The organism is Leisingera caerulea DSM 24564 (genome assembly GCF_000473325.1).
GTDB classification, from domain to species: domain Bacteria; phylum Pseudomonadota; class Alphaproteobacteria; order Rhodobacterales; family Rhodobacteraceae; genus Leisingera; species Leisingera caerulea.
The window spans coordinates 1,166,086-1,177,872 of record NZ_KI421513.1 but is presented as its reverse complement, the minus strand read 5'-3'; the positions used below and the strand labels follow the sequence as shown (position 1 = coordinate 1,177,872).

The following is an 11,787-nucleotide window of genomic DNA, read 5'->3' as shown; positions in this document are numbered from 1 at the left end:
ATGTCTGAAGGGTGTCGCAAAATGTCCGATCTGACCTTGTGCAACCGGACTAGGGTTCCGTAAGGATATTCTTTTCCGCACGGGGATGGGACCGAAGTATGAAATTCGTACCCCGGCCTCTGAAAGAATATTTTTTTCATACCTAGCGCTTGGTAGCTTTGGTGTGATTAACTTCGAACAAGCGCAGAGAAAATCTGCCGGATGACAAAACTACGGGGAGCCTGCTTTGGCTGATGCGTCAAACGTTGATGCGTTCGTTGAATTCGAACGCGTCCAAAAGAGCTACGATGGCGAAAATCTCGTTGTCAAAGATCTCAACCTCACAATGCCCAAGGGCGAATTTCTGACAATGCTTGGCCCGTCCGGGTCTGGGAAAACCACCTGCCTGATGATGCTGGCCGGTTTTGAAACCGCGACCCATGGCGACATCCGCCTGGACGGGACCTCGATCAACAACATCCCGCCGCACAAGCGCGGCATCGGTATGGTGTTCCAGAACTACGCCCTGTTTCCGCATATGACGATTGCGGAAAACCTCTCCTTCCCGCTGGAAGTCCGCAACATGGGCAAGTCCGAGCGCGAGGAAAAGGTGAAGCGGGCGTTGGACATGGTGGAAATGGGGGCCTTTGGCGGCCGCCGCCCGGCCCAGCTGTCCGGCGGCCAGCAGCAGCGGATCGCCCTGGCCCGCGCCCTGGTGTTCGAACCGGAGCTGGTGCTGATGGACGAACCGCTGGGCGCGCTCGACAAGCAGTTGCGCGAGAAGATGCAGTTTGAGATCACCCATCTGGCGCACCGCCTGGGCATTACGGTGGTCTACGTGACCCACGACCAGACCGAAGCGCTGACCATGTCGGACCGCGTCGCCGTGTTCGATGATGGCCGCATTCAACAGATTGCGCCGCCGGACCAGCTGTACGAAAGCCCGGAAAACAGCTTCGTTGCTCAGTTCATCGGTGAAAACAACACGCTGGAAGGCACCGTCAAGGAAATCAACAACGGCATTGCACTGGTGCAGCTGGACGATGGCGAGCTGATCGACTGCAAGCCGGTCAACGTCTCGCAACCTGGCGAGCGCACCCGCGTGTCGATCCGTCCCGAACGGGTGGAATACAACAAGGACCGCCTGCAGGAAGGCGTCCATACACTTAAGGCGGAAGTGCTGGAGTTCATTTATATGGGCGACATCTTCCGTACCCGTCTGCGGGTGGCCGGCAATGATGAATTCATCATCAAGACCCGGAATGCCCCGGACCAAGTCCGGCTGCAGCCCGGTCAGCAGATCGAAATCGGCTGGCTGCCGGAAGACTGCCGCGCGCTGGACGCCTGATCCGCGCGCGCCGAACCCCCGGCAGAAGAACGACCGGGGGCTTCACATTTGTGAAATTCAACAAGGAGAGACTCTCTATGAAAATCAGCAAACTGTCTGCACTGGCGGTGACCACCGCCCTTTGCGCCCCTTCGGCCTTTGCCGAAGAAATGGCCAATGAGCTGACTTTGGTATCCTGGGGCGGAGCCTATCAGGCCAGCCAGCACAAGGCCTATGTCGAGCCTTACCTGGCGCAGAACCCCGACGTGAAAATCATCTGGGATGAAAGCTCGGCCGAAGCCGTGGCCAAAATTCGCGCGATGAACGAAGCCGGCAATGTGACCTGGGACCTGGTGGATGCCGTGGCCTCCGACTCCATGCGCCTGTGCGACGAAGGCCTGGCGGAAGAAATCGACCATGACGAGGTTCTGGCAGAAGCGCCCGACGGCACCCCGGCCTCCGAAGATTTCGGCGACCTGATCGTCAGCGACTGCTTCGTGCCGCAGATCGTCTATTCGACCACCTTCGGCTACCGCACGGACCTGATCGACCAGCCAGATTCGGTCTGCGCGATCTTCGACACCGAAAAATATCCGGGCAAGCGCTCGCTGCAGAAGCGCCCGATCGACAACATGGAATGGGCTCTGTACTGCGACGGCGTGGCCAAGGACGAGATCTATGACGTGCTGGGCACCGACGAAGGTGTTGACCAGGCGCTGGCCAAGCTCGACACCATCAAGGACCAGGTGGTCTGGTGGACCGCAGGCGCCGAAACCCCGCAGCTGCTGGCCGATGGCGAAGTGGTGATGGGCTCGACCTTCAACGGCCGTCTGTTCTCGGCAATCGCCGAGCAGGGCCAGCCGATCGGAATGCTCTGGGACATGCAGTCCTTTGACCTCGACGGCTGGGTGATCCCGGCAGGCCTGCCCGCAGACCGCAAGGCCCGTGTGATGGACTTCCTGAAGTTCGCCACCGACACCCAGCGTCTGGCTGACCAGGCTGCCTACATTTCCTACGGTCCGGCCCGTGCCTCTTCGGCAGCGCTGGTTGGTAAGCACGCCGAACTGGGCATCGACATGGCGCCGCACATGCCGACAGACCCGGCGAACTCCGCCAATGTCCACGTCTATGACTACGAATGGTGGGCAGACAACCGCGATGACCTGAACGCCAAGTTCCAGGCATGGCTGGCCAAGTAATCTGACCTCCTGATGAGAGGCCCGGCGGGGGCCGCCATGCGCAGGCCCCCGCCCCACAAAATAAAAGACCCGACGGGGAACCCCATGAGTGACATCACCCAATCCGGTCCGGTATTGGCCGCCGACGGCACGCCGCTGAAGCGCAGCCTCGCCCGGGCCCTCCGGATGCAGAAGATCCGCGCGCTGATGCTGATCGCGCCGCTTCTGCTCTTTGTCCTGCTGACCTTCATTCTCCCGATCGCGGACATGCTGTTCCGTTCGGTCGAGAACCGCATCGTGCAGGACACCCTTCCGCAGACCGTGGTGGCGGTGCAGGACTGGGACGCAGACAGCGGCGAAACGCCTCCTGAGGCGGTTTTCGAGGCGCTGGCCTATGACCTCGTCGTGGCGGCCGAACGCAAGCGGCATACCCGCGTCGGCACCCGTCTTAATTACGAAACACCCGGCATCTCCTCGCTGTTCCGCAAGGCGGGCCGCCGAGTCGACGACGTCGGCGAGGGCTATTTGAAACAATTCGAAGCACTTGACCCCGCCTGGGAGGAGCCGCAGACCTTTATGTCGGTCTTTGCCGACCCGGAGTGGCTGGCCAGCCGCGCGGACGGCGAAACCGAACCGCCGTTCCAGCTGTCTGACAGCGCCCGTGAAGCGCTGCCCAAGGCCAGCGATGCCTATCTGAGCTTTGCGCGCACTATCCAGGAAGAAGACAACGACAGCCCCACCGAAGAAGAGCCCTGGGCTCCGGTCTATATGGCGCTCCATTCCGATCTTGCGGCCAACCCGCAGGCGGCAAAGGCCTTCAGCGGCGACGCGCAGCGTCTGCTGCAGGAAGCCGCGGCCCTGATCGAATCCGGCCAGATGGAAACCGAATCCGCCCGTGACGCCTTCGTCAAAATGGACAAGGACTGGGCCGATCCCGAGGTCTGGCGCACGCTCAAGACCTATGCGGGCAAATACACCAATGGCTATTTCCTGAACGCCGCCGACCTGCAGAAAAGCCCGGACGGCCCCGAATTGCGCCCCGAGGACGAGCGCATTTACGGCACCCTGTTCATGCGCACGCTGATCATGTCGCTGGCGATCACCTGCAGCTGCATTGTGCTTGGCTACCCTGTGGCCTGGATCTTGGCCAACCTGCCGTCGCGCACTGCGAACCTGCTGATGATCCTGGTGCTGCTGCCATTCTGGACCTCGCTTCTGGTGCGGACCTCGGCGTGGAAAGTGATGCTGCAGCAGCAGGGCGTGATTAACGACACCCTCGTCTGGCTGGGCCTGGTGGGCGACAGCGACCGGCTGGTTATGATCAACAACCAGTTCGGCACCATTGTAGCGATGACCCACATCCTGCTGCCGTTCATGATCCTGCCGATGTATTCGGTAATGCAGACCATCAACCCCTCCTACCTGCGGGCAGCGAAATCGCTGGGCGCGACCAACTGGACGGCCTTCTGGCGGGTTTACTTCCCGCAGTCGGTGCCGGGCATCGGCGCGGGCTCGATCCTCGTCTTCATCCTGGCGATCGGCTACTACATCACGCCGGAACTGGTCGGCGGCACCAAAGGTGTCTTCATCTCCAACCGGATCGCCTACCATATCTCGCAGTCGCTGAACTGGGGTCTTGCGGCCGCGCTCGGCACCATCCTGCTGGTGATCGTCCTGGCGCTCTACTGGGCCTATGACAAGATCGTCGGCATCGACAACGTGAAACTGGGATAACCGAAATGGCTTTGACACCTGTTGAAAACCAAACCCCCGGCTTCACTGCGGCCACTGCCGCCGCCGCGGGGGCCTTCTTCGGCCTCTTCGTCGGCACCGCCCAGGGCTCCGGCCTTATGGGGGTGCTGATCGGCGCAGCGCTGCTGGGCGTGATCGGCTTCGTTTTTGCCAGCATGACGGACAAGGAAACCCCGCTGCGCTGGCTGCTGATTGCGGTCTTCGCGGCAGCAGGTTTCGTTCTTGGCGGCTTTGTTGCCGCGGTGATCGGCGCGCTGTTCGGCTGGTTCGCCGGCTGGTTCGTGTTCTGGATCGCAACCTCCCGCTACCGCGCCCATCTGGCGCCGTATCTCACCCCGGGGCAGGTGCTGTGGCACTATACCTTCAGGGTGATCTGTGGGGTGATCTTTGTCTTCCTGATCACGCCGATCCTGGTGGTGATGCCGCTCAGCTTCAACGCTCAGGACTTCTTCACCTTCACCCCGGAGATGCTGCGCTTCGACCCCGAAGGCTATTCGCTCAAGCACTACCGCGACTTCTTCACCAACGACGACTGGCAGCAGGCGCTGTGGAATTCGGTGAGGATCGCGCCGATGGCGACACTCCTGTCGGTGGGCTTCGGCACCCTGGCGGCCATCGGCCTCAGCCAGCCGCATGTGCCGTTCCGCCGCGCGATCATGGCGATCCTGATCTCGCCGATGATCGTGCCGCTGATCATCTCCGCTGCGGGCATGTATTTCTTCTACAGCCGGATCGGCCTGCAAGGCACCTATCTCGGCGTGGTACTGGCACACGCCGCGCTGGGCATCCCCTTCGTGATCATCACCGTCACGGCCACCCTGGTGGGCTTCGACCGCTCGCTGACTCGCGCGGCGGCGAACATGGGCGCAGGGCCTGTCACCACCTTCTTCCGGGTGCAGATGCCGCTGATCCTGCCGGGCGTGATCTCCGGCGGCCTTTTTGCCTTCATCACCTCCTTTGACGAGGTGGTGGTGGTGCTCTTCGTCGGCTCGGCCGGGCAAAAGACGCTGCCCTGGCAGATGTTCATCGGCCTGCGCGAGCAGATATCGCCCACCATCCTTGCGGTGGCAACGATCCTGGTGGTGATTTCCATTGCGCTTCTGACCACGGTCGAGATGCTGCGCCGCCGCTCTGAACGCCTGCGTGGTATGTCGCCCAGTTAATCGCCAACCACAGGATGAAAAACCTAAAAGGCCCCGCCAAGCGGGGCCTTTCCCTTGTTCATCTGGCTGAAAATATCCCGGGGGTGAATTGGCCGCTAGGCCAAGAGGGGGCTGGCCCCCTCCGCGCCCCCCTTACCGCAACAGCTGCAACAGCCGGGGTGAGGCATATCCATCCGGTGTCAACTCATTGGCCACTTGATAGGCTCGCACCGCACCGATCGTCTTCGGCCCAATCCGCCCGTCGACCCCCTCGGTATCAAAACCGGCAGAGGTCAGTCGCTGCTGCAATTCCTCCCGCTCCGACCGGGTCAGGGCCCGGTCGCTGCGCGGCCAGCTGCCCTGGATCGGCGCGCCGCCCTTGATCCGGTCGGCCAGATGCCCGACCCCGATCACATAGGCATCCGCAGTATTGTAGCGCTCCAGCACGGCGAAATTCTGGAAGATCATAAAGGCCGCCCCCGCGCTGCCCGCCGGCAGCAGGATGGAGGCTTTGCCGTGATCGCGCACCGCGCGCCCGTCCAGTCCCTTGATGCCAAGGGCCGCCCATTCGGAGGGCAGTTTCTCGATGTCCCTGTCGGCAAGGGTGTAGTCAAACCCCTTGGGCAGCGCCACCTCCACGCCCCAGGGCTGGCCCTTCACCCAGCCGAACTGCTTGAGGTATGCCGCGGTTGAGGCCAGCGCATCCGCCGGGTTGTCCGACCAGATGTCGCGCTTGCCGTCGCCGGTGAAGTCCACCGCGTAATCCAGGTAGGACGTCGGGATAAACTGGGTGTGCCCCATGGCCCCGGCCCAACTGCCGGTCATCTTGCGGGCGGCAACGTCGCCCGCCTGCAGGATCTTCAGCGCTGCCACCAGCTGGCTCTCGAAAAACGCGCCGCGCCGCCCGTCAAAGGCCAAAGTCGCCAGCGAGCGGATCACATCCATCTTGCCGCGGAAGGTGCCATAGCTGCTCTCCAGCCCCCAAACCGCCACTACGATCTCTTTCTCGACACCGTACTTGGCCTCGATCTGTTCAAGCCGCGCCTGGTGCTGCCGCAGCGCCGCCTTGCCGTTCTTCACCCGCAGCTCAGAGGCTGCGCTGTCCAGGTATTCCCAGATCGTTTTGGTGAATTCCGACTGGTTGCGATCACGCCGGATCACTTCCGGATCATAGCGGACCCCGGAAAAGGCGCTCTCCAGCACCGGCGCGCTGATGCCCTGGGCCAGGGCGCGGTCGTGGAACCCATTGATCCAGCCTTGGAAGTTCAGCTCTGCCGCAGCCGGCTCCGGCTGCACCGCTTTGGGGGCCGCTGGTCGCGCCGCGGGCCTCATGGCCGTGGCCGCCGATGCAAGCTGATAGCTCTCATCCTGCGCCTCCTGTTTGACCGCTTCCGGCCGCTGAGCGGGCCTAAGGGAATTGTCCGGCGCGGCTTCTGCCGCCATTGCTCCGCCTGCCACCAGGGACGCTGCAACCCATCTGCGCATGATGCACCTCATTATACACTGCTCGCCTCCAGTCTAGCGGCGGCGGGGCCCGGGTAAAGAGGTCAGTCCTTGCATGTGCGGGCTGCCGCCTGCCGTTCCTCGCGCATTTGCTCCAGTGCATCCCGCAGCATGGGCACCCGGTGCGGGCGGAAGCTCTGGTCTGTCACTTCCAGCTCCCGCATCCGGTCCAGCCGGAACACCCGCACGGCGTCGCGCAGGCCGCACCAGGCAATCAGCACGGTGGAGCGGTCGAAATAGACCACGCTCAGCGGTTTCACCTGCCGCTCGGTCACCGCACCATAGCCATCGGTATAGCCAAAGCGCACCTCCACCTCGTCCCAGGCCGCCTGCCGCAGGTCCTGTGCCGAAATCGCCGGCGGCACCGGGCGCTCGAACCGGTAGGGTGCCAGCACCGCATGGCGCAGCCGGTGCGCCTGCCGGGGCGGCAGCCGCGCCTGCAGCTTGCGCAATGCTTCCGAGGCCGCGGTCGCCAGTTCCGGATCGCCGATCAGCTCCACCTCGCGCAGTCCCAGCACCAGCGCCTCCAGCTCAGTGTCGCGAAAGCCCATCGGCGGCAGCGCATTGTCCTCGATCAGGGTAAAGCCATAGCCCGCCTCGCCATCAATCACCGCCCCCATCTCGCGCAGCGTGGCAATGTCGCGGTGTATGCTGCGGGCCGAAACGCCCAGGTCGCGGCCCAGTTCCGCGGCGGTATGCGGACCGGGGCCCAGGCGCAGGGCCTGCATCAGCTGAAAGAGGCGGTGAGTGCGGGACATAGCCTATTCTCTCTACGCCTGATGACAGTTTTTGTCACCATGCGGATCTAGTCTGCCCGCAACCCGACACGACAGGAGCCTCCCATGCTGACCCTACTGACCTATCCCCGCAACGGCGCCGTTTTCAGCCTCAGCCCGTTTTGCGTCAAAGCGGCTTTGTTGCTGACATTCTCCGGCAAAAACTGGACCCGTGAAGACCTGAATGACCCCCGCGGGATGCCGCACCGCAAGCTGCCGGTGCTGCGCACGCCCGGCGGGCTGGTGCCGGACAGCAGCGCCATCCGCGCCTGGCTGGAGCAGCAGGGCACCGACTTTGACGCCGCCCTCGGTGCGCGGGACCGGGCGCAGGCCCAGATGCTGATCCGGATGGCGGAGGACACGCTCTATTTCCACGTGGTGCGCGACCGCTGGGACAATGACGCGGTCTGGCCCACGATTCGCGACAAGTACTTCCATGAAATTCCCGCCCTGATCCGCCGCCCGGTCACCGGCGCCATCCGCCGCTCGGTGCATAACGGTCTGGTGTTCCAGGGCACCGCGCGGTTCAGCGAGGACGAGCGGAACCAGCGTGTTGAACAGGACCTGCAGGCTATCACCGCTTTGCTGAAGGGGCAGGACTTCCTGTTCGGGCCGCAGATCTCCAGCGCCGATTTCAGCGTCGCCTCAATGCTGCAGGCGATGGGGACAACCCCGGTCCGCACAGATCTGGTGGCCCGCATTCTCGACGATACGGTGCTCAAGCCTTATGTTAAACGCGTGTTTGAAACGGTGCCGCTGCCATGATCCCGCCCTTTGCCAGTCCCGAAATCGAAGCCGCGTTTGATGTGCCGGACAGTCAGGCCCGGGTTGGCCTGCTGGTGCTGCGGCAACTGATCTTTGACACCGCCGCGCAAACGCCGGAGGCCGGGAGGATCGAAGAAGCCTTGCGCTGGGGCCAGCCTTCTTACCTCACACCGGAAACCAAGGCCGGCTCCACGATCCGGCTGGGTATACCCAAGGGCGCGCGCTTTGCCCTGTTTGTGCATTGCCAAAGCCGGCTGATCCCGGAATTCGCTGCGGCTTTCCCGGCCTGGGACCGGTTCGAGGGCACCCGCGCAGTACTCTTCAACCACCCGGCAGAGGTCGAGCCGATCCGCCATGGATGGCTGATCAAGCGGGCGCTGACCTACCGCATCAGCCCGCCTCTGGAGATTCCGGCCTGACAAGATTGCGGTCTGTCCCTGTGGGGACAGCTGGTCATTTCCGCCGCTTGCGTTCCACCTTGCGCTTCACCTTGGCGGTCTTGTGCTTGGATTTCGCTGCCTTGCGCTTGACAGTCCGGCCCGCCGGGCTGCGGCGGCCGCGCTGGCCGCCTCCGGACGGCATGGGCGCATTCTCCAGCGCCAGAAGCTCCAGCTCCAGCCCGCCGGTCACCGGCGCCGCCTGGGTCAGCCGCACCGTCACCCGCTGGCCGATGGCCAGGGTTAGTCCAGTGTCGGACCCGGTCAGCGTGCCGGCCTGCGGGTCGAAATGGAAGAACTCCCGCCCGATCGAACGCACTGGCACCAGCCCGTCCGCTCCGGTCTCATCCAGCTTCACAAAAGCGCCGAAACGGGCGATGCCGCTGATCCGGCCCTCAAACTCATTGCCGACCCGCTCACTTAGGTAAGACGCCAGATACCGGTCAGTGGTGTCCCGCTCCGCAATCATCGAGCGCCGCTCGGTGTCGGAGATATGGGTGGCGGTTTCTTCCAGCCGCTCAATCTCTTCCTCCGTCAGCCCGTCATTGCCCCAGCCGTGCGCCGAGATCAGCGAGCGGTGCACGATCAGATCGGCATAGCGGCGGATCGGCGAGGTGAAATGCGCGTAGTTGCGCAGCGCCAGGCCAAAGTGGCCGAAGTTTTCCGGATTGTAATAGGCCTGCTGCATCGACCGCAGGGTGGAGATGTTGATCAGCTCCGCATCATCCGTCCCCGCCGCATGATTGAGCAGCGCGTTCAGATGCCGGGTCTGCAGCACCTGTCCCTTGGCCAGGTTGAGGCCTGCCGCGCGCGCGGTTTCCCGCAGCGCCTCCAGCCGTTCGGGTGCGGGCTCTTCATGCACCCGGAACAGAAGCGGCGAACGCTTCTGAATCAGCGTCTCCGCAGCGGCCACGTTGGCGAGGATCATAAACTCCTCGATCAGCTTGTGCGCATCCAGCCGGTCGCGGAAGGCGACCGACGTGACATGGCCATCATCATCCAGAACGATCTTGCGCTCGGGCAGGTCCAGATCCAGCGGCTCGCGTTCGGCTCTTGCCCTTGTTAGAGCCTTATACGCGGCAAACAGCGGCTTGATCACATCCTCCAGCAGCGGTGCGGTCTTCTCGTTGGGGCTGCCGTCCTGCGCCTCCTGCACTTCGGCATAATTCAGCGAGGCGGCAGAGCGCATCAGCCCGCGCACGAACTTGTGCCCGAGTTTGTTGCCCTCGGCATCGACCTGCATCCGCACTGCGATACAGGCGCGCGGCACGCCTTCGTGCAAAGAGCATAAATCGCCCGACAGCCGGTCGGGCAGCATCGGCACCACCCTGTCGGGGAAATAGCTGGAGTTGCCGCGCTTGCGCGCCTCGCGGTCCAGCGCCGAACCCGGGCGCACATAGGTCGCCACATCGGCAATCGCCACCCAGATCACATGGCCGCCCGGGTTCTTGGGGTCGTCGTCGGCATGGGCAAAGCAGGCGTCGTCATGGTCGCGCGCATCTGCCGGGTCGATGGTGACCAGCGGCAGATCTCGCAGATCCTCGCGGCCCTTCAGTCCCATTGGCTTGGCCGTGTCGGCCTCAGCCACCACCTTGTCGGGGAAGTGGTCGGGAATGCCATGCTGGTGAATGGCGATCAGCGACACCGCCTTGGGCGCGGCAGGGTCGCCCAGCCGTTCCACGATGCGGGCTCGGGGCAGGCCCATGCGGCCCTTGGGTCCCGCCTGTTCGGCCTCGACCAGTTCCCCGTCCCGGGCGTCCTTTGCGGCATCCGGCGCCACCGTCCATTCGGTCGAGGCTGCCTTGTCGATCGGCACGATCCGTCCGCCTTCGGACCCCGCGCGAAAGATGCCCAGCACCCTTTTCGCGCTGGTGCCGATCCGGTGGATCAGCCGGGCCTCATAGTTGTGGTCCTGATCCGGCACCGCTTGCAGCTTGGCCAGAATCTTGTCGCCTTCGCCCAGGGCGGGATCCGAGGCTTTGGGCAGGATCAGGATGATCGGCTCCACCCCCTCGCCATGCCATTCCAGCGGGCGGCCATACAGATCACCGTCCTCGTTCGGCGCCTTCACCTGCAGCACCGTCACCGGCGGCAGCTGGTCCGGGTCGCGGTAGGTCTTCTTGCGCTTCTGCAAGTGGCCCTCGGCCTCAAGCTCCTTGAGGATGCGCTTGAGGTCGATGCGGTCGGCGCCCTTGATGCCAAAGGCCTTGGCGATGTCGCGTTTGGAGGTATGGGTCGGGTTGGCGGAGATCCAGTCGAGGATCTCGGCCTTGGATGGAATACGGCTCATGTTTCCCGCGTAGCACGGCGGCGGGGCGGCGTCATGGTGAAAAGCACGACTCAGCGCTGTGGCAGGTCAGCCGCGGTGTCGACGTCCTGCAGGGTATCCGTCAGCGCAATGCGCCAGCCGGGCAAGGTGCGCAGAGTATCTGCCAGCGCATGTTCGGTGGACCAGCGGGTGTTTTCGAACAGGCCGCGGGGCATGCGGCCGGGGTGCTTGACCCCCACCAGCCAGTAACCGCCGTCCGTTGCGGGTCCGAATACCGCATCGTGGCTGCCAAGGGCTGAGAAAGCGCGGGCGGTATGTGCGCGGGTGATACCCGGGATATCGGCGCCAATCAGGCAGACGGGACCTTTTTGCCTGGACGGCAGGCCGGACAGCGCCCGCTTCATGCGTGCGCCCAGATCGCCAATTCCCTGCGGCAGGCGGGGCATGTCTGCAGGCCAGGCTTTAGAAAACACTGCAGTATCGGGCGCGACTGCCAATACAATCTGCCAGCGTGGATCGCGCAGGGAGCGGATCAGCCGGGCGGACTGGTGGCGGAACCACCAGGTGGCCGGGATCCTGCCGATGTCCCGGCCCAGCCTGGTCTTGACCCGGCCGGGACGCGGCTCCTTGACCATGATGATCAGGGTGCGTTTCACGTG

General features: G+C 63.7%; 10 protein-coding genes. 6 read left to right on the top strand and 4 right to left on the bottom strand.

The features are described from left to right. The first annotated feature begins 226 nt into the window (after positions 1-226). The 4 genes from CAER_RS0113070 to CAER_RS0113055 all read left to right on the top strand — a co-directional run bounded on the left by CAER_RS0113070 (position 227) and on the right by CAER_RS0113055 (position 5,399). Positions 227-1,327 (top strand): ABC transporter ATP-binding protein, encoded by a 1,101-nt coding sequence (locus CAER_RS0113070; RefSeq protein ID WP_027235771.1) that lies wholly within the window; start codon positions 227-229, stop codon positions 1,325-1,327. A 77-nt stretch (positions 1,328-1,404) separates the two neighbouring features. Next, positions 1,405-2,505 (top strand): extracellular solute-binding protein, encoded by a 1,101-nt coding sequence (locus tag CAER_RS0113065; RefSeq protein WP_027235770.1) that lies wholly within the window; start codon positions 1,405-1,407, stop codon positions 2,503-2,505. Positions 2,506-2,589: 84 nt separating this feature from the next. Further along, complete coding sequence (locus CAER_RS0113060; RefSeq protein ID WP_027235769.1) at positions 2,590-4,218, top strand: ABC transporter permease; 1,629 nt, start codon at positions 2,590-2,592, stop codon at positions 4,216-4,218. Positions 4,219-4,223: 5 nt separating this feature from the next. After that, on the top strand, positions 4,224-5,399 hold the full coding sequence (locus CAER_RS0113055) for an ABC transporter permease (protein ID WP_027235768.1): 1,176 nt from the start codon (positions 4,224-4,226) through the stop codon (positions 5,397-5,399). A gap of 132 nt (positions 5,400-5,531) precedes the next feature. Here the strand turns inward: CAER_RS0113055 and CAER_RS0113050 are convergent, their stop codons facing one another. Both CAER_RS0113050 and CAER_RS0113045 read right to left on the bottom strand, forming a co-directional pair. Next, positions 5,532-6,863, bottom strand: a complete 1,332-nt coding sequence (locus tag CAER_RS0113050; protein ID WP_027235767.1) for a lytic murein transglycosylase — start codon at positions 6,861-6,863, stop codon at positions 5,532-5,534. Positions 6,864-6,925: 62 nt separating this feature from the next. Next, complete coding sequence (locus CAER_RS0113045; protein WP_027235766.1) at positions 6,926-7,639, bottom strand: helix-turn-helix transcriptional regulator; 714 nt, start codon at positions 7,637-7,639, stop codon at positions 6,926-6,928. Positions 7,640-7,723: 84 nt separating this feature from the next. On the opposite strand from CAER_RS0113045, the gene CAER_RS0113040 reads away from it, so the two are divergent. Both CAER_RS0113040 and CAER_RS0113035 read left to right on the top strand, forming a co-directional pair. After that, positions 7,724-8,422 carry a glutathione S-transferase family protein gene (locus tag CAER_RS0113040; RefSeq protein ID WP_027235765.1) on the top strand — a complete coding sequence of 233 codons (699 nt, stop codon included), beginning with the start codon at positions 7,724-7,726 and terminating at the stop codon, positions 8,420-8,422. After that, complete coding sequence (locus CAER_RS0113035) at positions 8,419-8,841, top strand: DUF1801 domain-containing protein (protein WP_027235764.1); 423 nt, start codon at positions 8,419-8,421, stop codon at positions 8,839-8,841. Before CAER_RS0113040 ends, CAER_RS0113035 begins: the two co-directional genes overlap by 4 nt. Positions 8,842-8,875: 34 nt before the next feature. Here CAER_RS0113035 and rnr read toward each other — a convergent pair whose 3' ends face one another. Beyond that, on the bottom strand, positions 8,876-11,149 hold the full coding sequence (gene rnr, locus CAER_RS0113030) for a ribonuclease R (protein ID WP_027235763.1): 2,274 nt from the start codon (positions 11,147-11,149) through the stop codon (positions 8,876-8,878). 50 nt (positions 11,150-11,199) lie between these two features. After that, positions 11,200-11,784, bottom strand: a complete 585-nt coding sequence (locus CAER_RS0113025; protein ID WP_027235762.1) for a TIGR04282 family arsenosugar biosynthesis glycosyltransferase — start codon at positions 11,782-11,784, stop codon at positions 11,200-11,202. Between the last annotated feature and the right edge of the window lie 3 nt (positions 11,785-11,787).